General features: G+C 55.7%; 18 protein-coding genes. 13 read left to right on the top strand and 5 right to left on the bottom strand.

The annotated features are described in order from the left end of the window. The first annotated feature begins 23 nt into the window (after window positions 1-23). Window positions 24-2,357 carry a site-2 protease family protein gene (locus tag ACR3ZL_RS16045; RefSeq protein WP_473652110.1) on the top strand — a complete coding sequence of 778 codons (2,334 nt, stop codon included), beginning with the start codon at window positions 24-26 and terminating at the stop codon, window positions 2,355-2,357. Between the two features lie 429 nt (window positions 2,358-2,786). On the opposite strand, the gene ACR3ZL_RS16040 is transcribed toward ACR3ZL_RS16045, so the two are convergent. Continuing rightward, complete coding sequence (locus tag ACR3ZL_RS16040) at window positions 2,787-3,836, bottom strand: site-2 protease family protein (protein ID WP_486172772.1); 1,050 nt, start codon at window positions 3,834-3,836, stop codon at window positions 2,787-2,789. A 90-nt stretch (window positions 3,837-3,926) separates the two neighbouring features. Next, complete coding sequence (locus ACR3ZL_RS16035; RefSeq protein WP_473652112.1) at window positions 3,927-4,769, bottom strand: thiazole synthase; 843 nt, start codon at window positions 4,767-4,769, stop codon at window positions 3,927-3,929. Window positions 4,770-5,277: 508 nt separating this feature from the next. Here ACR3ZL_RS16035 and ACR3ZL_RS16030 point away from each other — a divergent pair. The 3 genes from ACR3ZL_RS16030 to ACR3ZL_RS16020 all read left to right on the top strand — a co-directional run bounded on the left by ACR3ZL_RS16030 (window position 5,278) and on the right by ACR3ZL_RS16020 (window position 11,658). After that, window positions 5,278-8,529 (top strand): secretin N-terminal domain-containing protein, encoded by a 3,252-nt coding sequence (locus tag ACR3ZL_RS16030; protein WP_486172771.1) that lies wholly within the window; start codon window positions 5,278-5,280, stop codon window positions 8,527-8,529. Continuing rightward, entirely contained in the window at window positions 8,529-10,214 is a 1,686-nt protein-coding gene (locus ACR3ZL_RS16025) for a GspE/PulE family protein (protein WP_473652114.1), read from the top strand. The genes ACR3ZL_RS16030 and ACR3ZL_RS16025 overlap by 1 nt, the downstream gene beginning before the upstream one ends. A 232-nt stretch (window positions 10,215-10,446) precedes the next feature. Beyond that, window positions 10,447-11,658 (top strand): type II secretion system F family protein, encoded by a 1,212-nt coding sequence (locus tag ACR3ZL_RS16020; protein ID WP_473652115.1) that lies wholly within the window; start codon window positions 10,447-10,449, stop codon window positions 11,656-11,658. A 984-nt stretch (window positions 11,659-12,642) separates the two neighbouring features. Here the strand turns inward: ACR3ZL_RS16020 and ACR3ZL_RS16015 are convergent. From ACR3ZL_RS16015 to ACR3ZL_RS16005, 3 genes are all read right to left on the bottom strand, one after another. Continuing rightward, on the bottom strand, window positions 12,643-13,998 hold the full coding sequence (locus ACR3ZL_RS16015) for an integron integrase (RefSeq protein WP_486172770.1): 1,356 nt from the start codon (window positions 13,996-13,998) through the stop codon (window positions 12,643-12,645). Window positions 13,999-14,258: 260 nt separating this feature from the next. After that, on the bottom strand, window positions 14,259-14,513 hold the full coding sequence (locus ACR3ZL_RS16010; protein ID WP_473652117.1) for a hypothetical protein: 255 nt from the start codon (window positions 14,511-14,513) through the stop codon (window positions 14,259-14,261). A gap of 539 nt (window positions 14,514-15,052) precedes the next feature. Beyond that, window positions 15,053-15,205, bottom strand: coding sequence for a hypothetical protein (locus ACR3ZL_RS16005; RefSeq protein ID WP_473652118.1), 153 nt, complete (start codon window positions 15,203-15,205; stop codon window positions 15,053-15,055). A gap of 351 nt (window positions 15,206-15,556) precedes the next feature. On the opposite strand from ACR3ZL_RS16005, the gene ACR3ZL_RS16000 reads away from it, so the two are divergent. From ACR3ZL_RS16000 to ACR3ZL_RS15960, 9 genes are all read left to right on the top strand, one after another. Beyond that, entirely contained in the window at window positions 15,557-15,931 is a 375-nt protein-coding gene (locus ACR3ZL_RS16000) for a hypothetical protein (RefSeq protein ID WP_473652119.1), read from the top strand. Between the two features lie 508 nt (window positions 15,932-16,439). Further along, window positions 16,440-16,811, top strand: coding sequence for a hypothetical protein (locus ACR3ZL_RS15995; RefSeq protein WP_473652120.1), 372 nt, complete (start codon window positions 16,440-16,442; stop codon window positions 16,809-16,811). 136 nt (window positions 16,812-16,947) lie between these two features. Further along, window positions 16,948-17,415: a hypothetical protein gene (locus ACR3ZL_RS15990; RefSeq protein ID WP_473652121.1), complete on the top strand. Its 468-nt coding sequence runs from the start codon at window positions 16,948-16,950 to the stop codon at window positions 17,413-17,415. Window positions 17,416-17,659: 244 nt separating this feature from the next. Further along, window positions 17,660-18,037 (top strand): hypothetical protein, encoded by a 378-nt coding sequence (locus ACR3ZL_RS15985; protein ID WP_473652122.1) that lies wholly within the window; start codon window positions 17,660-17,662, stop codon window positions 18,035-18,037. A 1,505-nt stretch (window positions 18,038-19,542) separates the two neighbouring features. After that, on the top strand, window positions 19,543-20,016 hold the full coding sequence (locus ACR3ZL_RS15980; protein WP_473652123.1) for a hypothetical protein: 474 nt from the start codon (window positions 19,543-19,545) through the stop codon (window positions 20,014-20,016). 1,179 nt (window positions 20,017-21,195) lie between these two features. Beyond that, window positions 21,196-21,606 (top strand): hypothetical protein, encoded by a 411-nt coding sequence (locus ACR3ZL_RS15975; RefSeq protein ID WP_473648442.1) that lies wholly within the window; start codon window positions 21,196-21,198, stop codon window positions 21,604-21,606. 367 nt (window positions 21,607-21,973) lie between these two features. After that, window positions 21,974-22,126: a hypothetical protein gene (locus ACR3ZL_RS15970; protein ID WP_486172769.1), complete on the top strand. Its 153-nt coding sequence runs from the start codon at window positions 21,974-21,976 to the stop codon at window positions 22,124-22,126. A 94-nt stretch (window positions 22,127-22,220) separates the two neighbouring features. Continuing rightward, window positions 22,221-22,589, top strand: a complete 369-nt coding sequence (locus ACR3ZL_RS15965; protein ID WP_473652124.1) for a hypothetical protein — start codon at window positions 22,221-22,223, stop codon at window positions 22,587-22,589. Window positions 22,590-22,785: 196 nt separating this feature from the next. Beyond that, on the top strand, window positions 22,786-23,364 hold the full coding sequence (locus ACR3ZL_RS15960) for a hypothetical protein (protein WP_473652125.1): 579 nt from the start codon (window positions 22,786-22,788) through the stop codon (window positions 23,362-23,364). Window positions 23,365-23,415 lie beyond the last annotated feature (51 nt).

The following is a 23,415-nucleotide window of genomic DNA, read 5'->3' as shown; positions in this document are numbered from 1 at the left end:
TCTCGTTTTTCCTGACCGTCCTTTTGTCTGATTCCGTTCAATCGTCGACCCGCCGACCGCTTGGGGTGAAGCACCAAGTTGGATTGAAAGCGGTGCGTGTCTCCCACCGCCATGCGGGTTGGGTGAACGTTCACGATCCTGTTGCCAGCAAGTTCCATCGGTTGCGTGAAGACGAGTACTTCATGCTTTGCCTACTGGATGGTCAATGTTCATTGGTTGACCTGCAACAGCGATACCAAACCCAGTATCCCAATCGACGTGTCACGCCGGCCCAAATCAACGCGTTGCTATTCCGATTCCACGAGAGCGGCTTGACGACTTCGCATTCGCCCGGGCAAGGCTCGCCACTGTTATTGAAGGCGGACAAAGAACGCCGGAAAAAGTGGTTCGCCTTGGCTTCGCAGTGGCTATTCATTCGGCTGCCTGGCGTGGATCCTCGCCCCATCATGCGTTGGCTTTCACCGTTATTACGGCCGGTGTTGTCATTGCCGGGCATGGTTGCACTTGGTGCTCTCGTCGCCTCGGCTTGCGTCGTGATGTTGGTCAATTACGAACAATATGTGCGGGAATTACCTGCCGCATCGCAATGGCTGACGATGCAAAATGCATTGATATTGGCCAGCGTCATTGGACTGACCAAGATCTCGCACGAACTGGGGCATGCGGCCGTGTCAGAGCGTTTCGGTGCTCGATGCCGCTCGATCGGTCCGATGCTTTTGGTGTTCACGCCGGCGCTGTACTGCGACACGTCTGAGTCATGGATGTTAGCCAGCCGTTGGAAGCGGGCGGCGGTCGCCTTAGCTGGAATCGCCACCGAGATCGTGATTGCCTCATTGGCGGCCTGGGTTTGGGTGATGTCGCCGCCAGGTTTGGTGCACACAACTGCTTCGCATGTGATTCTCGTTTGTGGCGTTAGTACCCTCTTGTTCAACGCGAACCCGCTGTTGCGATACGACGGCTATTACTTGCTTTCGGATCTTACCGATGTGCCCAATTTGGGGCAGCGAGCCAACCGGCGTTTGACGAGTCTAATGTCACGAGTTGGTTTGGGGATTCGCAACGACGAACTGCACACGGAATCCGCCGACCGGTCGGGGTGGTTGCTGCTTTATGCGATCGCGTCGGTGATCTATCGCTGGGTGTTGATGTTCTCGATCATCTTGTTCATCTGGATGGCACTACGTCCCCATGGCCTCGAAATCGTAGGACAGTTTGCTGCGATCCTGGCGTTAACCAGCATGCTTATCGCAGCGGTATCACCGTTGTCACGTTTTCTCAAAAACCCAACCAATCGACGGAAGATCATCGTGCCCCGCCTTCTGATTTCCGTTCTAGCGGTTGCCTTGTTGATCGCACTTGGATTTGTGCCCTACCGCTCCCAAGCCATCACGTCTGGTCGAATCGTTCCCGCTGCTGAGTCTCGCGTCTTTGTCGCGTCAGCCGGAAGGTTGGAAGAACTGCTTGTCACGCCCGGACAACCTGTCCGCGAAGGAGACGTGCTGGCGGTTCTGTCCAACCCGGCTTTTGAGTTGCAACGGATTGAGGCTGAAGGACGATTGGATCAACAAGAAATGAGGATTGAAGCGTTGCGACAATCCCAGTCGCTTGTTCCGGAAGCGTCACAGCATTTAGCCGCTTCCGAAGAGATGCTTGCCGAACTTCAGAAAGAGGTCGCGGCGATCCAGCGTAAGCAAGAGGCACTGTCGATCAAATCACCATCGACTGGAGTCGTGATCGCCGCGATGGGAAACCGCCGGCACGGTAGAAGTGATCGCCTGGACGTCGATGATCGTTCGCTCGATCCGGATGCCGATCGTTTGCCGACTGACGTTCGCGCCGATGTGCGACTGGCGTCCTGGACCGGTCAACCTACCGACCGCGGTAACCTCGGTTGCATGTTGGATACCGGAACCGAACTATTGGCGGTCGCGGACACGGCTTGTTGGGTGGCTGAAATGGCGGTAGATTCCACGGTCGCGTCGCGGCTTGAGTTGGGATCGTCGGCAAAAGTGATCTGGGACGCACAGCCGCGAACCATTTTGAACGGCACTGTTGTCGAAATCGCCGATGAGCGATTCGATCCACGGGTGGATTCCCAGCGTCGCGACCACCCCGACGGTGCGCAAGGACTCTGGACGCCGCAAACCCGCTTCCTAGTACGAGTAGCGATCGACATGCAATCTGATTCGGCGTTTTATGATTCGGCGCAGGGTGATTCGGCACCGGATGACTGGTCGCAGGTTCGTGCGGTTCCGTGGCGAGTAGGCTCTTCCGCACAAATCAAACTCACCACTCCACCGCGTAGCTTCTGGCAGCGGATCGCAGAAGGCTTCGCCGGTTTGATTCGCTTCCGCTAGTGCTTCATCCAGATTCAAGTTGGGTGTAGTGGGCGAGGCGACGAGTCCGTCTGGTTGGTGAGTGGATGGGATTCGTCGCCTCATCCACTACGACTAACCCAAAATGAAAAGTTGCTGAAACTCTAGTGCTTCATTCAGATTCAAGTTGGGGTAGTGGACGAGGCGACGAGTCCGTCCGGTTGGTGAGCGGATAGGATTCGTCGCCTCATCCACTACGACCAACCCAAGATGAAAAGTTGCTGAAGCTCTAGTGCTTCATTCAGATTCAAGTTGGGGGTAGTGGGCGAGGCGACGAGCCCGTCTGGTCGGTGAGTGGATAGGATTCGTCGCTTCATCCACTACGATCAACCCCAAGATGAAAAGTTGCTGAAGCACTAGTCATCGGCGGCATGTCGCAGTGATTGCGATGGGCACCGGCAGTTTCCAGCTTTATTGGCTAGCGGATGGTAACTCGAGACCGTCGGTGGCGTTGTCGTGCAGTTTGATTGGATCGCGATCGATGTGCGCGAAGTTGCGCAAACCAAACATCAACAACCCACCACCGATCGCAATGGCGAGGATGCCGATATGAACTACCCAAATCATTGTCGTTGCGAGCATGCTGGGTGGCCGTACGATCAACGATTCATAAACCTGAACGATCAATGCCGCTCGATGCGAACGCGGTGCGGTCGCTAGCGATGTTGACTCAATGGCGGTCGCGATTTTGCGGATAGCGTCCGCAGGAATCTCGGTAGGGAGTTGGCTCGGAATCGTATCGACAGGCTCGGCGGACTTCAATTTGTCGAGATCGTCGTCATCCTGTGCAAGTTCAGGCTGCGTCAAAGGGAGATCACGTAGTTGACGAACCAGTTTGGAAACACGAAATGTGGTCGGTAGCATCAAAAGCAGTGGCACCGTGAACCAAATCAGCAATTGTTCGCCCGATAGCACTCCCAGCCCGATAAACACCGCGATGCCGATGGCTCGCACAAATAGTTCCAAACCGGGCGAATGACGCAGCACCGTCAGGTGCATCAGCCAGCCACCATCGAGCGGCAGGATTGGAAACAGGTTCAGTGCATTGAGTACCAACCCGATTCCGCCCAGCTCAAACAGCCAATCGTTCGAGTAGGCAAGACCGACACCCATCAGCGGCAACGACACAAGGATGCCAGGGACCGGACCGGCAAAGTAAACGATTGCTTTCTTCCAAGCCGCGATATGAAAGTGGCGACCGCTGACCGCGGCGCCCATCAAGGGGATGAAGAACATCTTCACATTGCGGTAACCAAAGGCCTGCATCGCGATGTAGTGGCCAGCTTCATGAAAAAGCAGTACAGCTACCAGCATGACGATCAGCTTAAGGTCCCACCAAGCCAAACCGGCACCAATAAACAAGGCTAACGATATGCCCAGAACAAGCAACTTAGTCGTGCCGCTCGTCTTCTTCGTCTCGATCGCACGAACGGCCGCAATCAGTTGATCGTCGTCATTCATGGTAACTGGCTGTTAGGACAGAGAACGGTTTTGGCAAACCGGCTGAGTTGCATTTATTGCTGAGATGCACCTATTGCCGGAATTCGTTGATTATTGCCCGGCTGTGCTTCCGTAGGGCCGCGTGCTAATGACGCCTTCGGTCGGGCTACTTGCGGTGCCGTACAACCGGCGTGGGATGCGTCCCGAGTGGGCAGCTTCGTATCCCGCAATCACAGCATGCTTCATCGCCTTCGCCATCCGAATGGGATCGCGAGCGTGTGCGATAGCCGTGTTCATCAGCACTCCATCGGCGCCCAACTCCATCGCGATCGCAACGTCGCTGGCTGTTCCGACGCCGGCGTCGATGATGATGGGATAGTCCGCGTCATCGTCCTTTAAATACTCGAGAATAATTTTCAGGTTCACCGGGTTCAGGATTCCCTGGCCGCTGCCGATGGGGCTGCCCGCGGGCATCACGCTGGCGGCGCCGACTTTTTTCAATCGTAACGCCGTCACGGGGCAATCGCTGGTGTAACACAAAACCGAAAATCCAGCTTCGACGAGCTGCTCGCAAGCCTTGACCGTTTCGACCGGATCCGGCAACAACGTTTTGGAATCGCCGAGAACTTCTAATTTCACCCAGTCAGCACCGGGGTTTCCAAGCGTGCGTAGAATTTCGCGTCCCAGCTTGGCTGCTCGGACCGCGTCCGTCGCCGTGTAACAACCGGCGGTGTTGGGAAGCAGCGTGTAACGCTCGGTATCGATGAAGTCCAGAATGTTCTGGCCATTGCGGTCGTAAAGTCGCTCGCGGCGAACCGCTACCGTGACGCAGTCGCTACCCGATGCGATCAACGAATCTCGCATTTGATCCATCGTGTCGTAACGACCGGTTCCCACGATCAAACGGCTGGACAATTCGTGATTGCCCACGCGAAAGGGGCGATCCGTGGACACGGGTCTGGTGTCCCCCGCAAGGGGCGTGGACGGCGATGGTGGGGATCCGGCTGGTGAGGTCATGATCGTCAGGATGGAATCAGCGGAGCGATTGATTAGCGGGGCGATCGCCTAACCGGGAATGAAATCAGCAGGCGTCGGGTGGGTAGGCGGCCCAAGCCCAATTGTGTCACGAAAACCGTTTCGGCGCAAGGGACTCGCTTTGCCACTTCACCCGGACAATGGCGGGTTCGATGGAGGTTTCGGCCTGCTAAAACCAGTGATTTTACCCTCGAAGTCAACGTTTCAGGCGATCCGTCGCGACCTGAACCGTTTCAAACCGCAGAATCGAACGAGAGCGAAACTCTTGGTTGGCGTCGGGGTTGATTTAAATGGGCAATTTTCGAACCGCAACTAGAATAGCCTCTCCCAATCGACCAGGCCTCTCGCCGCGTCCTTGGGACCCTCCTCGCGGTTCCACTTATCAGCCGGTAACCATCTAGATTTCATGCTTTTCACTGCTTGCAATATGACGCCGATCACTACTTGGACGTCGAATTCCGCCAATCGCCCTCTGATGGTCGATTGTCAGACTGATTTAGGCCAACGGATTGCCCGCGGATCGCGCCGTTCATTGTTGACGGCGATCATCTGTGCGTCAGCGGTTTGCCTATCGACGATGGGGCATGCCCAAGGCGTCGAGCCAGCCGCGGCGGCCCAGTCTGAAACCGAACCAGCATCGGCTGAATCCGCCGTCGCCCCGGCAACGGATGCGACTGCGACCGGTACTGAAGAGAAGCCAGAGCAACTTTCAACCGAGTCAACCTCGACCGTTTCGACGCAAGCCCAACCGACGCAAGCTGAACCCGAAACCGCCCAGTCAGAAGCCGTTCAGGCCGAAACTACCCAGCCAAAATCCGTTCAGCCGGAATCCGCCCAGCCTCAAACCGTTCAGCCCAAAGCCGCTCAGCCGGTAGCTTCGGCGGCCGCACAAACGACTCCGGTCCAAAACCAATCGCAAGAGCCCGCCAAAACGACGAAGCCGGCACCCGTCGCTTCGACTCCCGTAAAGCCAGTCGCTCCAAAAGCTACTCAAGCGGAGACCACTGAAGCGGTCAGCGACAAGTTGCTGCAGTTCAACTTCGCCGGTGCCTCTTGGGGCGACGTCTTACGTTGGTTCTCCGAGCAAGCCGACTTGTCCCTCCAGATGGACGCACCTCCTCTGGGGACTGTCAATTTCGCCGACCCCAGCAAACGTTACACGGTCGCGGAAGGGCTCGACCTGATCAACCGCTTGTTGCTTGATCGTGGTTGGGCCGTCGTTCGTCGCGGACGGATGTTGTTGTTGGTCGACTTGGAAGCCGACAACGCTGAAAAATTGATCAGCGAAATGGCCGAACTGGTCACGCCCGAAGCTTTCGATTCACGTGGCGATAGTGACATCGTGCGTTGCGTGTTCCCCCTAGGCGGAATCTCGCCGGAAGATGCTCGTGAAGAATTGTCCCAAATCATTGGTCCGTGGGGGCGTGTCAACGTTCTCGGTGGTGCGCGCCAAGTGATCGTGACCGAAACGATTGGCAAGCTGAAGGTGATCGAACAGGTCCTGTCGGCGGCAACTCAAGCGCAGTCGAGTGTGATTCAAATCGCGCTGAAGCATCGCGCGGCGGAAGAAGTTCTGGAGATCGCTCGCCCTTTGTTGGCGCTCGAACCCGGTACGAACGCGAACGACCAAATCCGCATTTCAGTTTCAATCTATGGCGATCAGATTTTCGCAACCGGCGATCCATCCAAGTTGGATCTGTTGACAACGGTCGTTGAGCGAGCCGACACGGCACCTCCCGGCGCAGCCGAAGGGGAAACGGAGGAATTGGCGACTCCGGAACTGCGGACTCACGTGGTAAAGGTTGCCGAAGTACTCAGCGTTTTTGACGTGCTGCAAACCTTGCTCAGCGGAATGCCGGACGTTCGCTTGGCGATCGACGAAAAGCGTAAAGCGATCGTCGCATTGGCTCGTCCTGAAACCCATAACCGAATCGCGGCGACCATTAAGGAAATGGAAGGCACCGGCGAAGACTTCGCTATCATCGATCTGAAGCGACTGCAGCCCGCCAAAGCGTTATTGACGATCAATAAGTTCTTCGGGATCGGCGAAGGCGGGCTCGGCAACGGCCCCGTCGTTGATGGTGATCCTGAAACCGGACGACTATGGGTACGCGGAACGGTCGATCAAATCGCGACGGTGAAACGATTGATCGAAGAGCTCGAGAACGACCCGTTGGCTGGCGGACTCGGCGAAAACGTACGAATCCTGCCCATCACTGGCTCGGCGGCAAACGAAACGATTCGTCAGATAGAAAACCTGTGGCCGCTTACTGGCCGTGGCAATCACATCCGCGTGATCGTGCCCGCTCGAGACAACGTGAATGAGGACTCCGGAGCACCCGCTCGTACTCAGGAACCTGTCTCAATCGGCGGCGATGATTTTTCCTCCGTTTCTCCTATTCGAGAAACGCTCGTTTGGCAGAACTCCGATTTGAATTCAGGCGTTCGCTATGACGGTCGCAATGCGGATCCCGAAACGGCCGGCGACGACAACGCCGTCGATTCCAACCGAGGCAGCGAGATCATTGTTCAGGTAACCCCGGCCGGTTTGGTCATCGCGTCTCGCGATCAAGCGGCTTTGAACATGTTCGAACAACTGATCAACTCACTAGGAACGGCAAACGCTTCAACGGAAGAATTGCCTACCCTTTTCTGGCTGCAATACATCAAAGCCGATGTTGCTGCGGAGCTAGTCGCGGGCGTGTTGGGCGGTGCCGACGTCAGTGGTTCAGCCGGTTCGCTTGCCGACGATGTCGTTAGCGGATTGGGCGGAGGAATGCTGGGTGGACTGCTTGGTTTCGGTGGTGGCGGCGGTGAAACGTCGGACACCCGTTCCATCCTGACCAGCCGTGGTAGCGTCAACATTGTTCCCGATAATCGCTTGAACGCTTTGATCGTTCAGGCACCTTCAGTGGACATGGATTTCATTCGCACAGTGCTGAAAGAAATCGATCGGCAAGAAAGCCCCGAAACCATCCAAACGATCGCTCGTCCAGGCCTGATCCCCGTGGTCTATCAAGAGGCTTCGGCGGTTGCCGAAATTGTTAAGTCCGTTTTTGGTGAAAAGACCGCACAAGCCCAGCAAAGTGGGCGCGGTGGTGGCGGTGCGAATCCGCAAGACATTATCGAAGCTCTGCGCGGCGGCGGCCGAGGCGGTCGCGGTGGCGGCGGAGGTGGAGGTGGCAACACTACCACAGCAAAGAGCGAAGCGAGTAAGATCATTGTCGCAGTCGACGAACGCAGCAATTCGCTTGTCGTGACTGCCACGCCGCAAGATTTCGCGGCCGTCGAAACACTGGTACATGAATTGGATCGTCAGGGTATGGAAAGCGAACAAAGCGTTCAGGTCATTCCAATGCAAGGAAACCTGAAACCCGAAGTTCTGCAGGCCGCACTGGATAGCGTGCTCGGTAAACAGTCTTCCACTACGACCTCGTCGAGCTCCACATCTTCGTCGTCGAGCTCAAACAGTTCAGATGCGGCACGGTCATCCGCGGAAGATATCCAACGTCGGATTGATTTTTTCCGGCAACGCGGTGGTGGTGACACCGGTCGCGGCGGCGGTGGCGGTGATACACGCGGTGGCGGAACCCGAGGTGGCGGCGGAACTCGCGGCGGAGGCGGGGGCGGCACTACACGCGGTGGCGGTGGCGGCGGCGGACGTGGAGGACAACGATAATGCATGCCGGTCAAATCCTAGAACGTCGGGGGCTACTTAGCCCCGAACAAGTTCAGCTAAGCAGCGGTGGTGAATCTGGAACGCTCGTCGACAACGCAGTATCGCTGGGATACGTCACTGCAAGAGACGCTTTGCAGGCGGTCGCCGATGAGGTCGGTTTGGAATTCGTCGACCTACGCACCTTCGAAATCGATTTGTCCGCGCTAGAGGGCTTCCCTCAGAAGTTGATCTATCGCCATTCGCTATTCCCGATTGGCTGGGAAGACGGTTGTTTGCGGGTCGCGACGCCGGACCCATTTGATTTGTATCCACTCGACGAAGCCTGTGCTGCCAGCGGCAAGACCGTCACGCCGGTGATCGCCGAGCGTGCCGAAATCAGCCGTTTGGTTAAGAAGCACCTGGGCGTCGGTAGCGAAACTGTTGAAGGACTCGTTGCTGCTGCCGGCGATGACGAAGTCGAACTGCTCGATGGGATTGAAACCGACGGCAGCGAACTGAGTGAACAGGCTCAAGAAGCCTCGGTGGTTCGTCTGGTTAACGAAATCCTGATTGAAGCGGTAGATTCGCGTGCCAGTGACATTCACATTGAATCGCAATCGACCGGTTTGGTGATTCGGTACCGCATCGACGGTATCCTGCACCCGCAACCCGTCCCGCCGGAAATCAATCGGTTCCAGGCTGCGATCATCAGTCGCCTGAAAATCATGGCGCGGCTGAACATCGCCGAAAAGCGACTGCCACAAGACGGTCGAATCAAACTGCGAGTGCACGGTCGAGAGGTCGACATCCGGCTTAGCGTGATCCCGATGATTCACGGCGAAGGCTTGGTCATGCGTGTGCTCGACAAGTCATCAATGAAGTTTGACTTGCAAGGTCTCGGCATGTCGCCGGAAATCTACAACCGATTCAAACAGTTGATCCGTGTGCCACACGGGATCGTGTTGGTCACCGGGCCAACGGGTAGCGGTAAAACGACGACGCTTTACAGTAGCCTGTTGGAAATCCGCAGTCCCGAAAACAAGATCATCACAACCGAAGACCCGGTCGAGTATCAACTCGATGGCATTAACCAAATTCAAGTTCACTCCAAGATCGGGCTGACCTTTGCGGCGTCCTTGCGAAGTATCTTGCGGCATGACCCTGACATCGTCCTGGTTGGGGAAATTCGCGACTTGGAAACCGCTGAAAACGCCACCCAAGCTTCGCTGACCGGTCACTTGGTGTTCAGCACGCTGCACACCAACGACGCCGCCGGCGCGTTCACGCGGATGGTCGACATGGGCGTTGAACCGTTCCTGGTCGCTGGTACGGTGGAAGCTGTCATGGCTCAGCGATTGTTGCGGCGACTGTGCACGCACTGCAAAGAGGCCTACCAGCCTGAACAGGATGAACTACCGAAGGATTTCCCTTGGGAAGCTCTTGATGGCAAGCCGTTGTATCGCTCCGTGGGCTGCCGAGAATGCCGCAAGGTGGGGTATGCCGGACGACTGGGAATTTATGAGTTGCTCGTTAGTAGCGAACCAATTCGTGAACTCGCTCAACAACGTGCCAGTAGCTGGGACATTCGCCGGGCCGCTGTCGCTGAGGGCATGCGAACACTTCGGATGGATGCGTGGGACAAGGCGGTTGCCGGCGTTACCAGTATCGACGAAGTATTGCGTGTTACGAAGGGCGAAGCTCTTTAACTCACCGACTTCACGTAAACCGTTTCTTTGCGACGGTATGATCGACAATCGGCATCTGTCCTCGAAACGCTGCTTAAGCATCGAGCCAGAACACATTTGGTTGATTGTTAGACGCTCCGATGCAAAAACCCGTGATTGGTAAACTACACGGTTCGGATTCAATCGGTACTTTATTTGTCGGGTCGACGTTTCGTCCTATTTCATCATCTGACCACCAGCGACTAACGCCCTGATGCCATCCTTTCAATACACCGCACGCGACACGGCCGGAAAAATCGTATCGGGTTTGATCGAAGCGGCAAACTCCCGTGAAGCGTCATCGTTGCTAGGCAGCCGGGATCTGTTCCCGACCAAGATCGAAGAAAAGACCAGCAACTCGGTTCGGATCTTCGGCGCCAAACGCAAAAAGGTCAGTGGGCAAAACATGGCGGTGTTCTACACCCAACTAGCGTCATTGTTACGCAGTGGTGTTCCCATGATTCGGTCATTGACGTTGCTGGGAAGCCAGTCTACCGCGCCGGTGCTTGGTGAAGTGCTGACCGACATTCGAACTCGCGTTGAAGATGGTGAGCCGCTGGGCGATGCGATGAGTCGTTACCCAGGCGTGTTCAGCGGAATGGGCGTCAATATGGTCAAAGCCGGTATGGAAGGCGGTTTCTTGGAAGACGCGTTGGACCGTGTCGGCGTCTTCACCGAATTGCAAGAAGACCTCAAAGGGCGAACAGTCAGTGCGATGGCGTACCCCGCGTTCTTGTTCGCCGTTGGAACCGTGGTCGTAACGGGCTTGTTGGTTTTCTTTGTTCCCAAGTTCGACATGTTGTTCGATCGCTTGCGGAAGAATGGTGACATGCCCGCGATGACGGAGTGGTTGCTGGCGTTCAGTAATTTCTTGCAGGCGTACGGGCTGTTCATGCTGGCCGCCATGGTGGTCGCATTCTTTGCGATTCGCATGCACTTGCAAACGGATGCGGGCATGGACCGAGCGGATCACTGGAAGTTGAAAATCCCGGTGCTGGGCGAGATCTTGATGAACCTTTCTGTGGCCCGTTTTTGCCGCGTGTTAGGAACGTTGTTAGGCAACGGAGTTCCAATCTTGAAGTCACTCGACATCAGCCGATCGGCGACGGGAAACCGCTTGCTCAGTCGTTCGATTGGCGACGCTACCGAAAACATCCGCAGCGGCGAGAGTCTCGCAAAACCTTTGGGGGACTCCGGCTATTTCCCAATGGCGGTCGTTGAGATGATCCGTGTTGGTGAAGAGAGTAACTCGCTCGACCGAGTCCTTCCCGAAATCGCCGATTCGTTAGAGAAACGCACCTTTCGTCGGCTTGATCTGTTCGTACGTTTGCTAGAACCGATCATGTTGTTAGTGATGGCGATCCTCGTTCTCGCCGTCGTGATGGCGCTGCTCATCCCAGTCCTGAAAAGCAGCACATCGCTATAGTTCAGCGAGCAACCACCCCCACCTGTTCCCGCCGGACGCTGCAAACCCCATCCAACATCCGATCCCGCTTGTAGTGAATGAGACAACAAATCCCAACGCCCCCCTCAAGCCACCTCATCTCCACCACGTAACCGACTGAGGCCCCTCAGTCGCCACCCACCACCCCACGTAAGCGACTGAGGCCTCTCAGTCGCTGCTTGGTCACCCTGACCGAGGGCCTCGGTCAGCAACACTAACCTCACCCCACCACCATTAACTGCGCAGCCACACTCAACTGTCCGCTGCTATCCACTCCACCACGTAACCGACTGAGGCCCTTCAGTCGGCACCCGCCCCACCACGTAACCGACTGAGGCCTCTCAGTCGGCACCCACCGCTCCTGGCCGAGAGCCTCGGTCAGCGACACCAATCCACGAAAAACATCACCCCCACAACCCGCACGCAATCGCCCAAAATTCTCCCCGCACTAGTGCTTCGGCTACATTTCATTTTGGGGTTGATCGTAGTGGATGAGGCGACGAATCCCATCCACTCACCAACCAGACGGGCACGTCGCCTCGCCCACTACACCCCAAGGTTGAATATGGATGAAGCACTTGCGAATCGGAAACCCGCTCAGTCTGCCTGCCACTCCAATTCCAACACGCACGCAAAGATCACTAGAAAAAAGTTGCACCGCGACAGCGGATCGGAGATAATCCACCGCGTTGAAAGCTCAGGGGCACTGATTGGCAACACCGCGTTGCCGGAAGAAAGTCACCCAAGCAGACGAAGTCCGCGCTCTCACTGGGCACTCCTACAGGGCACTCCCACTGGGCACGGTCACGATCAACGGGAAACCAAAGGACACGCAGCAACAGCTTCTCCTAACATCCACCAGGCACTAGCTTGCAGTTACCAGGAAATGCACCGAAAGAACGCGTTCGCGGTTAATGCAAGTTTGCTTTTCCACAAGCAAGCACCGCTCGCCAAACGCACCCAAAATCATTCACCTGAGTCAGGTTCAAGATTCAACGTATCCATCGGGCTTTGGATGCTGCGTCCAAGTTGGTGAGTCACATGCACGTACCTCATGGTCGTCTCGACATCCTTGTGCCCCATCAGCTTTTGAACCGTCGGGATCTCCGTTCCCGCCTCGACCAGATGCGTCGCGAAACTATGCCTTAGGCTATGCGGCACACCATTTTTGTGAATGCCGGCCAGTCGCTGGGCGGTCTTCAGTGCGTTGGCGAACTGCTGCTCAGCGATATGATGACGCCACGTCTGGCCGCTTCGCTTATCAAAACATCTTTGTCGCGATGGAAAGACCCACTTCCACGCAAGTTCCTGGCATGCATTCGGGTATTTTCTCGCTAACGCATACGGCAGATACACCTGCGGGTAACCTTCCAAGACATCAATGCGGTGCAACTGAGCGGCGATCTCAATCTGGCTTTTCAATCCTTCAACCGCGCGTTCGGGCAAGAAAGTGATCCGGTCCTTTTCGCCCTTGCCATCACGTACCACTATGTGCCCGTCATCGAAGCAGACGTCTTTGACTCGCAGCCGCCGACACTCTTTGTGTCGCAAGCCTGCACCGTACATCAACAAGAACATCAGGCGATGGACCCCCACCAAATTCTCCAACAGGGCCTCGATCTCTTGTCGACTGAACCACACCGGCAGCGAATCGCTTTGCTTGGCGCGAACCGCGTTGACGAAACCAAGTTGCTTGCCGAGCACGCATTGATAGAAGAAGAACAGCCCCGATTGGGCTTGGTTTTGGGTGCTCGCCGAAACGCTCCCTTCAACCGCCAGAGAAGTCAGGAACGCGCCGATATCATTCTCGTTGAATTGCTCCAGTTCGGAAGACCCAACGTGGCCAGCAAATCGTTTGACCCACCGCACGTAAGCCTTCTCTGTCGCCATGGAATAGTGCAGCACTCGCATCTCACCACGCATCGTTTGGATGAATGGCGGCTCGCCGCGATCGATGTTGCCGCGTAGTTGGATGAGCTCCTCCGCCGTTGGAGGAGCCTCCAGTGCAATGTTTCGTTCTTGGCGTCCGAGTTTGGCCAGAGTCGCAACAATGTCTGACAGTTCCGGCGCAGACCGCTCGAGCACGAAGTCGCGATAAAATTGGACCGCCCGCACTGCCTGGTACCGCTGCCAGGCTGGAGCTCCGTTTGCTAGCAGATCTCGCGAATACTTGACCACCGCATGACGGGTAACAGGCAAGTCGTCTGCGAACCCCTTTCGGAAATTCATTGCGTACCGCCGCAGCCAACGCGGGAACCACGTTTGGTCGTTTTCGTCGAGCCGATCCCCCAGCACCTCACGCTCAAATCTCGCAATCGACATGGCAGTATCCCCCGGTCCGAGTGAAAAATGGCGAACCGAGCGAATGTAGGTGTACATTCGCTTTGAGTCGAGGGATAACGCTCAAATCGCTTGTTCAGTAACGTGATAAAAGCTAAAACGAGGTTTTACCCCCTGCCGAGCAGGGGATAACTTAGTAGTTCCCCGGATGAATGTTTTCTCGCGTGAAATTCGTTGCTCGCTACTGGCAACCGTTTGCAATTGGATCTCTCGCGGCTGTCGTCCTACTCCTGCTTGCGCGACTACCAATTCGATACGAACAAGCCGAGGTTGACGTCGCGGTTGAGGACGTTGCCCGATGGGCACTCCAAAATCGCCCAATCGACCATTGCGACCTGCCTCCACAAAACTTTATGCAGATTCGGAATGACACCCCGGTAATATCGTTCGTTGATTGCAAAGTCCCGCGCCCGGTTGACTTCGAACGCTCCCTTGGTGACATCAAATATGTTGGGAACTACCGCAGCGTGTTCGAGGAATTTGGGTACGACGGACATTTTTACGTTACGGTCGAGAAGGTGGCGGAGTCTGAGAGTTGCTTCCACATCGAAGTAATCGTTGGTGTCGGACCTATGGGTGGGATCGGATACGAGTTCTGCTTCTGGAATACTGCTTTGGGGCGACGATGTACCGTGCGCCAGAGTTTTACGTCATAATCGCGGGGAACCATGCCGTGCACACGGAGCACGGCTTGCAAGTTTTCTCAAATGGAATGTCGTCTCTCCGTGCCCGGTGACGGCGGTCGTTATTCGACTGAGTCGTAAATTGCCTCTCAATAATTTGCCTGCTCCACAACGTCATCGTCAGCACTGCTTCGATATAGCCATTGCGGCATCGCCCGCAGACAGGAATCCCCACACCCACCCTCGATTCCAGGCCCGACGGAAGATGCGACTGCCTTCGACGCGATTCAATCTCCTGCCATCGGCCTTTTCTGGTCTAGACCCGAACGAATAACCAAGCGGTGCACCGGAGCCGGCAAGCAACCAGAAACGCTGGTCGAAAACCAACCCGGCCGGCCCGGTGACCTTAGACGTTATTGCGATGGATTGCTTGACTGCTCGACGACGTTTGAACCGCTTCGCACATTGATGCCTTGCGTCGCGTCCTTTGGTTGATCGCGAATCGCTTGACGGAACATGCTGGTTGGAACGCGACGCTTTGCACCTGCACCCGAGTTGATTCTCAAGCTTCTTTTGTTGGCTTCACGTTTGATTGGCAATCACCGGTCACCCACTATTGCATTCGCAACGCCGCTCGATCATTCCTTCATTTGTCGTCTTCTCGACGCGGTAGGCTTTTGCATCGTTTCCCACTTTGTTGTTTCGCCATCCGGCCTGTCGTACAATTTTAATTTCTCTGACGGGGCCCGGCCATTCCGCCCCGCACGCAATAACCAATGCATGCTGCGGAGTGGCGGTGAAGACCTTCAACAAGTGGAAATCTCGTTTCCGCCACCACGCAGATGCTTCCCGTTATTCGATTCTGAATCATCTCACTTCCCCAAATAACGCAAGAATGGCCCTCGCGGCAATCTCCAATGGCACACCGACTAGAACCGCGAGATGGGTGCGATTTCCTGACGTGCACCCGGGTGATCGAGCGGCTTCGAGATGAGTTTGACAACGTTGACGCTGACGCCGATCAAGGCAGTGATGATGTTGGTGACATGATTGCAAAACTTATCGAACTCAAAGCACCCCAGAACATTATCGATGACGCAATGGCTGGACGGGAGCAATCGTTCCGCGTTACGATTGCGGATGGTCCCGGCGACGACTCCTACATTTCATTTATGCTTCAACCAAACACGGGGCCGTTGATCGGCTATCACTCGCGACAGCACGAAGACACTGCCAGGGCGATCGTGGATCGCTGTGCAAATGCGCTCGATTATCAAATCGTAGTGGTCTGATCGGCTGGCGAACCCCAGACTTGCGAATAACCATGCCGTGAACCGGAGTCGCGTGTAGCGCGTTTTGGCGATGGCAAACTCTTTCGACGCGACCCGGTTACGGCTAGCGTTCCGCAGTCGACCAAAACCTCACGCTCCGTCATTCGTGGTGATTGGTGCGCTCGATCCAGCCCGGTGATCCCGATGCTCGATCCAGGCTCATGATTCCGATGCTCGATCCATGCTCGGATGGGCGTATTCGACCGCCAAGCCGAACGCGGAGCTCAACGCCGTTGACCGTCATCGATTCCATGCTCGGCACAGGCTCGAACCATGCTGCTACAATGCAAGCTCCGAAACAGACATGTCCCCATGCTGACTGCCGGTTCGGATGCGGAACAATTCGGTGCACCGGAGTAAGGGCGTCAGTCTTTTTCCCCATTCCAACTTCACCGAACGCCCTTACCCGGTGACCTTGGCGTTATCCGGCTGACGATATACTGCCTCACTGATTCAACATGAGCCAAACTTGAAACCGAATCCTTACGATGCGCCTGACGCGATCGTTTCACCGGACGTCCCAGAACGCAGCACGAGATTCCGGTTCCGTGTGATTCCGGCAGGATTCTTTGGTACTATTGGTTTGATTACTTTTCTCGGAAGCGTCCTGCTGCTTACCTATATCGTCTACATGCTCCTGGTTTCGCCAAACCCGCCACCCATGGCTGATCCTCGAGTTTACGGCCCCCTGATTCGCTTTCCCATCGCAGTGGTTGCTTCTTTGATGTGGATTTTTGCGTCGACCTTAATCTGGCGGGGACGATACTGGCGCGGTGCGATCGCGGTCGTGACTGGCGGACTAATGGGCCAACTACCGGATTTCATCCTGGGCTACATCTAGTCCATGGATCTGGATAACCATCGGATGCACACGGAGCGACGGTGGTTCGGTTTTTCGTTTTACAAGAACGCGGTTTCCCGTCGCCCGGTGATCCGCAACGTTCGCCGACCATGGACTGCAAGCTCTAGACTGACACATGCGCAAATCCGCGACCGTCGTTTTCGTCATCGCGCTGCTTGCTTGGCTTGCCTATCATGCCACTGGTTCTCGATACGGTGGTGACGCGACAACTCCGAACGACATCCCGATCGTTGGAGAGAACCTATCCGAACTGGTGTTTATCGAACCCGCCAATTTCCACGGTTACGAACATCCGCATGGTGGCGGAACTTTTGTCATTGCTGGAACTGCAACCCACGGTTCCGTCGTAAGGTTTTGCGATAGCGCAGAGATTTCACTGTCCCAAAACGGTGCGAAACTCGCCGACCGTGATGACATCCTTGCCTACTTGGAGAATCGTGAGATCAAACTGCCGGAATCCTCCCCAGATCAACCGCCAGATGTGATGTTCGGATACGGAACTCGGTTCCCAAAACTCTACGGCGTGTACAATGCAGCCACCAACCATTTCGTGATCTCACTACAATTCCATGGTTCAAAGTGAATCGTGCGGCGAACCATGCGATGCAACGGAGCCGGGCTTGCAAGGTTTCACGAATGGAAAGCCAACTCTCCCGGCCCGCTGATCGCCGACGTTCGCCGACTGAATCAATACTTGCCGTGCATTGGGCGATTGATTGACAAACCCGTACCAATCACCGACATCATCTAGCCTCGCTCGTGATTCCAACCGAGAACACGACGAGGTGCGCACACGACTGTCGCGACCAGCGACGGCGTTGCTCATCATGGCATCGATTCAATCCGTTTTCCCGGCAATTGCTATTGTCTCTGTCATCGTCGTGGCGTTCCGCGGCGAACCGATCGGCGGTGCGATTCCTCCGCTCGTTGGGATGTTAATCCATTTCGTCTTTTTGATTGCCATCGCAATCGGTGCTGCGAAAATGGGGCACCTTGAGTCGTACCACGCTGGTAGAACCGCAGCTATACTGTCCTGTATTCCCGGCCTGACGCCGTTCGCTCTGCTTGGAATCCCGTTTGGCATTTGGTCGATCCGGCTTCTCAATGATCCTGCCGTGCAGGCAGCGTTCCCAGACAGCCCGGCCACTTCCGAGAAAGGCGGCGAACAAAACGATGCAACCGAGCGGCGAAGTCGGGCGTTTTGAAAATGGAAGATCTTCCGTCGCCGCCGGCTGATCGTAGACGTTCGCCGACTGAAATTCGATGCTCGATCCCGACCGCTGATATCCGCCGTCGGTCTGCCGACTGCGATTGGTGCGCGGCCTCCAGGCTGGGATTGGCCATACTCGATCCAATTCCCGAACGAGCCCGACGGCCGGTAACTCACACTCGATCCCAGGCTGTTGATTGTCCAACGCCTGACACTGTGCTGCTATAATTCAACGCCTGGAGTCAATGTTGCCAATACGGTGCGTGGTCTCCAGCCCGAATCGGCGAACAATGCGGTGCACCGGAGTAGGTGTGCTCTCCGCTACGGCGGTTGGCTTCGCCATTTTACCGCCTCCGCTACGATCACCCCTACCCGGTGACCGCTAGCGTTACCCGACCTAAGAATGACGAATCCCTACTCGCCGCCGAATTCTCGACTTGATGAGCATCGAGAGGTGTCGCGCTACGGGATGGTGTCGCTTGGGCTGTGTGTTTTTGGTGCTCTCCTGACACTGCCGGAATTGTGGTCGAATGCGTTTCATCCACTCGACAATCCGATCGGCAACGTAATGGGCATCGCGATCATCGTCACGACGGGACTTGCCGCATACGCCGAATGGTGTTCCCGGAACACGCATCGTTCGACTCGCAGTGTATGCACTGTGGGTTCTTGCCGTTGTGGCTTCGGTTGTCATTGTTCGCTTTGTCACCTCGTTCGTGCCGATCCTGACACAGTCGTGGGCGGTCGAGAATCCAGGCGTTATCATGGGGGTTGTTTTCTCGCTTTCCTCGTTCCTGTACATTGGGCTCTTGTGCCGGCGACGGGTGATTTCTCGGCTTGCGGCAAATCGCGGGTAACTAAGCGATGAACGCGGAGTGGCCGGTAGCGCGTTTACAAATGGAAGATCAACCGCGGCCACCCGGTTATCGCAATCGTTATCCGACTGAAATTTTGACGTGACTGACCGCAATCCATACACGATACCAATTGACGATTCGCCGGCCCGGAAGCCTCACCGTCCATTGCGTCGACTGGTGCGTGGGCGACGACCGGTGCTTTGTTTGCGTTTGCCGTGTCGGCCGGCCTGTCGTTCTTTGTTGCCGTCGAGGCTGTCGGTCTTGCGCGGTCCGACCCGGGGTACATGGCATTGTTCGTGGCGATATGTTTGGCCCCGGCCGCGAACGCTATGGTCGGTGTTTGCTGTGCTGCGATGTGTTCGCTGACAGCAGGACGAAACGGGCTGTTTGCTTTTCCTGTTGTCTTTGGTCCGCCTTTGGCCTCGGCGGTTTATGTGCTGCATTTTGTATTTGTCGTGCTTGACGTACATGGATCATAGCCACGCCCCTGCGAGTTTGCTCTCCGCTCCTGCTGGCGGATAACGATTGCATGCACCGGAGCAGGTGTGTCTCCGCTCCGGTGGTTGGCTTCGCCATTCTACCACCTCCACTACGCCACCCCTGCCCGGTGATGCTGGGCGTTATCCAACTGAAGAAACCTTTGATGAAAGATCCTGATCCGTATCGGCCTGGAACGACCGTGGTAGAACGTACTGCCAAACAAGAGTGCACGCCAAATCGAATCTGGACGGGGCGAGTGTTCGTGACCTTGCTTATTGGATTTGCCGGCCTTTTCACACTCGGGTGCATTTTGTCTGGTTCTCGACAAACCGGCACTCTCGACAGTTTGCTCGGCTTGAAACGTCCCGCTGCCGTAATTGCTGCGAAGGTAATCGAGTGCGGGGTGTATTGGATCGCGGTAATTTCGTACGTGTCGCGATGGCGTGTTCTTTTGCTACTAGCTCTGGCCTTTACCGCGACCTTGCTTTTTTGGGAAGTTGCGAACGATGTCGCGACACCAGGCTTCCAACCGCGTTTTCTAAAAAACCATCTCGATGTGGCGATACCACCCCTGTTGATGCTAGGCCTTACTGTCCTCCTGTCTTTTCCAACAAAGGACGGCAACTATCGCGGATAACCATGGCGATGAACCGGAGGAAGTGTGCTCTCCGCTACGGCGGGTTGCCTTCGGCATTATACCCGCCTCCGCTACGATCACACTTCCCCGGTTATCGCTGGCGTTATCCGAACTAATTTTTTGCAACAATGTTCTGGCGGCTGATTCGTGACGATCTATGGACGCTCGGCGGCTTCGGTGTGCTGTTCAGCGGAGTCATTGGACTTGCCGTGCCCGGATTTCTTGGGCCTGATTCGGAGAAGTTCTCAATCGCTTGCGTGAACGTCGCGATCGCGTTTATCGCTCTCCGTGCTACGAAGCTACTGATTCTACTTCATTTCGGTATTGAGAGAAAACTCTCCTCGCCCACGGTGGAGCTTCTCGGTCACCATATTTGCCGAGTCACTTTCGACTTCGAGACGGATGGGGTTTGCATCTCCGGTTCGAGGCAGTTGATCCACAGGGTTGGTGAAGTCTTCGTGGTCTATCTACCGTACGTCCCATCAGTATATCTCATAGCATGGAACAGCCCGACCCAGAGCCAACGGGGCGAAAGTTGACGTCGGATAACGAGTCGTTGCACCGGAGCAACGCGGCCCGCCGGCTTCGGCGATCGCCTTCGGCATTGTATCGCCTACGCCGACGGTCCGCGTTGCCCGGTGAACGTGGTTGTTCGCCAACTGAAGTCATACATCTCCCATGATTGAAACTTGGTGTTGGCGTTGCGGCATCGAATACCCGATGCTCGAAGACTCCGAATGGTCGGTGCTTCAAACCGCACACTCATTGCTACACGATGACCATCGTGCGCCGATGCGACAACTTGCGGCCGACGCAAAACGCCTCGGGCTGCGACCACCGCGACCCGTTGATACGAGTGCGCCACCCATGGCACAACGCCTATGGCACTTGATTGCGGGTTTTGAAATGTTCACTGGCGTTCTTGAGACGTCACCAAACCCGATCTATCACCATCGGCTTTCGGTTTATGGTCCGCCATGTTCGGGCTGTAGTAAACTACTGCGAACTCCAAACGCAACGTACTGCGTGGCTTGCGGTGCACCCGCATTAGAAAACCCAAACCGTGGCGAACCATGAAATGCACGGGAGAACGGGTGGTCCGTTTTTTCGTGTGCTTGCATGTTGTTCGCCCGTTCCCCGTGATTTCTAACGTTATCCGGCTGAAATCGACGCGAACAGATGATGGATGAATGGCCGCCCGAGCGTGTTTGTTTTCACCTGCTGGTTGACGATCAAATCAAGGCCGAACTGCTGGAGCCTTCATGGGGCGACATGTTCTGGTGCGAATACACCGTGCGGGCCGTTGACGAACGTGCGGAGCGCGTACTTCGCACACCCGAACTATGGAATCACGTCGGTTTTACGATCCGACATGCGGAAACCGGCAAGAAGTACGAGAATTGCTTCTCGGGCGAATTTGATGAATTTTGCGAAGGCAAGACTAACCGACTGTGGTTCCGGTCTTTATGGCCATTCGATCCTGCATCTGTTACGATTTGGTCTCGACTGGGGAACGCGTTGCTACAGATTTTCGCCGTTGTCATTTGGCCGCTGAATCTTCCTTGGCGAAGAGAGGAATCAGACGGATAACCATGGCGTGCACACGGAGCGGGGCTTGCGACCGAATTTGAAATGGACAACTTTACTCTCCCCGCCCGGTGACGCCGGGCGTTACCCGACTGAAGTGATGACTCTATCGCCGAAACAACAGGACTTCGTCGATGCAGTTAGGAAACCAATGAACTCACATCGAGCTTCGATGCTCGACAAACGGTTCGACGCGGTTCCAAGCCATGAGCGACTCGGGGTACTTCTTCATTTGTTTTCGAGTGAAAACGATTTCGCAGCTCAACAGGATTGCTCTCGGTTTCTACCTGAGGTCATAGCTGACTGTGCTTTGCCGATCGAGTACGTACTGCGCCAGATAGTGTCGACGTGGAACCTGAGCGTTGAGGAAATGCCAAATTTCCTCGCGGATGTCTACGGTGCCGAGATCGTAATTGCGACGTGCGATACGTTAGCGTTACAATACGATGATGGTAGCTATGAGCGACGGGCGCTGAACACAATCGCATGGTGGCTAATACCTCGCTCCAACAAGGACGGGTAACCATCGCATGCAACGGAGCGGCGGTGGAGAGGTTTTACAAGTGGTGGCTCAACTCCCGCCGCCCGCTGATGCGTAACGTTATCCGACTGAAAATATGAACCCCTTCGCGAACGCTGACTCTCCTCGTGACCCTGAACTTGGCAGCCTTTCACGCTGGCGGTTTCTAGCTGCGGCAGCATGTCTCGTTGCTTCAATCTTCTACATTGGAAGCGGTTCAGTCGTTGCCTCACTTACACTTAAATCGCTTTCCGACATTGGCAGCCCAAGTAGAACGCCGATTGTGTTCGCCGCTATGGCGGGAGTACTTTTCTGCCTCGGCGCATTCGCCACATCCCTGTATTCCGCCGCGCTTTCACTCCAAGGGCACTGGGTGCGCGGTATCTTGCTTGTCTTCGCGACGATACTGGCGATCTTCCTCGTCGCGTACTTGATCCGATCCTATCTTGAATATGCGATCCCGTAAACCAGCGAGGAACGCGATCAGTCGGCACTTCTGGCTGTTCTATCCAACGCACTACGTAAGACGGCGGATAACGATTGCGATGAACCGGAGGAAGTGTGCTCTCCGCTACGGCGGGTTGCCTTCGGCATTTTACCCGCCTCCGCTACGATCACCCTTCCCCGGTTATCGCTACCGTTATCCCAGAGAGCATTGACACGTGAACGTAGACCTCTGGCAAACCGTTGACACTTACCTGCGTTCTAACGACGTGGACGGTGCTGCCATTGATCTCGAATCGCGATTGCGTGCCACTGGCTCTGATCGCTTTGTGTCGCTCGCAGACTCGCACTTCACGAACTCGCCCCGCGACGTAATTGCCCACATCAATAAATTTGGCGCCACGTGCCAATCCCAATTCGACGTTCGCGCCGTCTGCCTCGAAATGAATGGATTCGACATCAATTACGATCGTTGGTACTTCGACTCGTTCGCGTACACCGAATACTCCGACGACCCAGATGGTCTCGACTGGCTTTGTGACTGGACGTCGCCTGAATGGGATCAATTCAGGCTCGATGGACTCGAACAAACGCAAGACGACTTCCGCTGGTACATGGAAAACAAAATTTATGAAAACAAGACCCACGATGCGGAAAAGGAAATTGCCACATTGCTCGTGATGGTGCGGTTCGTACAACTCATCCGTTCGTCACTCAACGCGGGAACGTTGAATTGTTCTGTGCCATTGCTTGCCACGGCTCACGATTTCGACATTCTTGGTCGGTTCCTACCGTAAATTGTGGGATAACAAAAAAATGCACCCGAGTCGCGAAGTCGGGCGTTTTGA

Source organism: Rhodopirellula sp. J20-39, from assembly GCF_057365095.1.
The sequence above is the reverse complement of the archived record's forward strand: the minus strand, read 5'-3'. Positions and strand labels throughout refer to the sequence as shown.

Coding starts and splice junctions, on each gene's coding strand:
- ACR3ZL_RS16040 (WP_486172772.1), bottom strand. CDS start 3,836: ATGAATGACGACGATCAACTGATTGCGGCCGTTCGTGCGATCGAGACG.
- ACR3ZL_RS16030 (WP_486172771.1), top strand. CDS start 5,278: ATGACGCCGATCACTACTTGGACGTCGAATTCCGCCAATCGCCCTCTG.
- ACR3ZL_RS16025 (WP_473652114.1), top strand. CDS start 8,529: ATGCATGCCGGTCAAATCCTAGAACGTCGGGGGCTACTTAGCCCCGAA.
- ACR3ZL_RS16020 (WP_473652115.1), top strand. CDS start 10,447: ATGCCATCCTTTCAATACACCGCACGCGACACGGCCGGAAAAATCGTA.
- ACR3ZL_RS16015 (WP_486172770.1), bottom strand. CDS start 13,998: ATGTCGATTGCGAGATTTGAGCGTGAGGTGCTGGGGGATCGGCTCGAC.
- ACR3ZL_RS16010 (WP_473652117.1), bottom strand. CDS start 14,513: ATGTCCGTCGTACCCAAATTCCTCGAACACGCTGCGGTAGTTCCCAAC.
- ACR3ZL_RS16000 (WP_473652119.1), top strand. CDS start 15,557: ATGGCACACCGACTAGAACCGCGAGATGGGTGCGATTTCCTGACGTGC.
- ACR3ZL_RS15990 (WP_473652121.1), top strand. CDS start 16,948: ATGCGCAAATCCGCGACCGTCGTTTTCGTCATCGCGCTGCTTGCTTGG.
- ACR3ZL_RS15985 (WP_473652122.1), top strand. CDS start 17,660: ATGGCATCGATTCAATCCGTTTTCCCGGCAATTGCTATTGTCTCTGTC.
- ACR3ZL_RS15980 (WP_473652123.1), top strand. CDS start 19,543: ATGAAAGATCCTGATCCGTATCGGCCTGGAACGACCGTGGTAGAACGT.
- ACR3ZL_RS15975 (WP_473648442.1), top strand. CDS start 21,196: ATGATGGATGAATGGCCGCCCGAGCGTGTTTGTTTTCACCTGCTGGTT.
- ACR3ZL_RS15970 (WP_486172769.1), top strand. CDS start 21,974: ATGCCAAATTTCCTCGCGGATGTCTACGGTGCCGAGATCGTAATTGCG.
- ACR3ZL_RS15965 (WP_473652124.1), top strand. CDS start 22,221: ATGAACCCCTTCGCGAACGCTGACTCTCCTCGTGACCCTGAACTTGGC.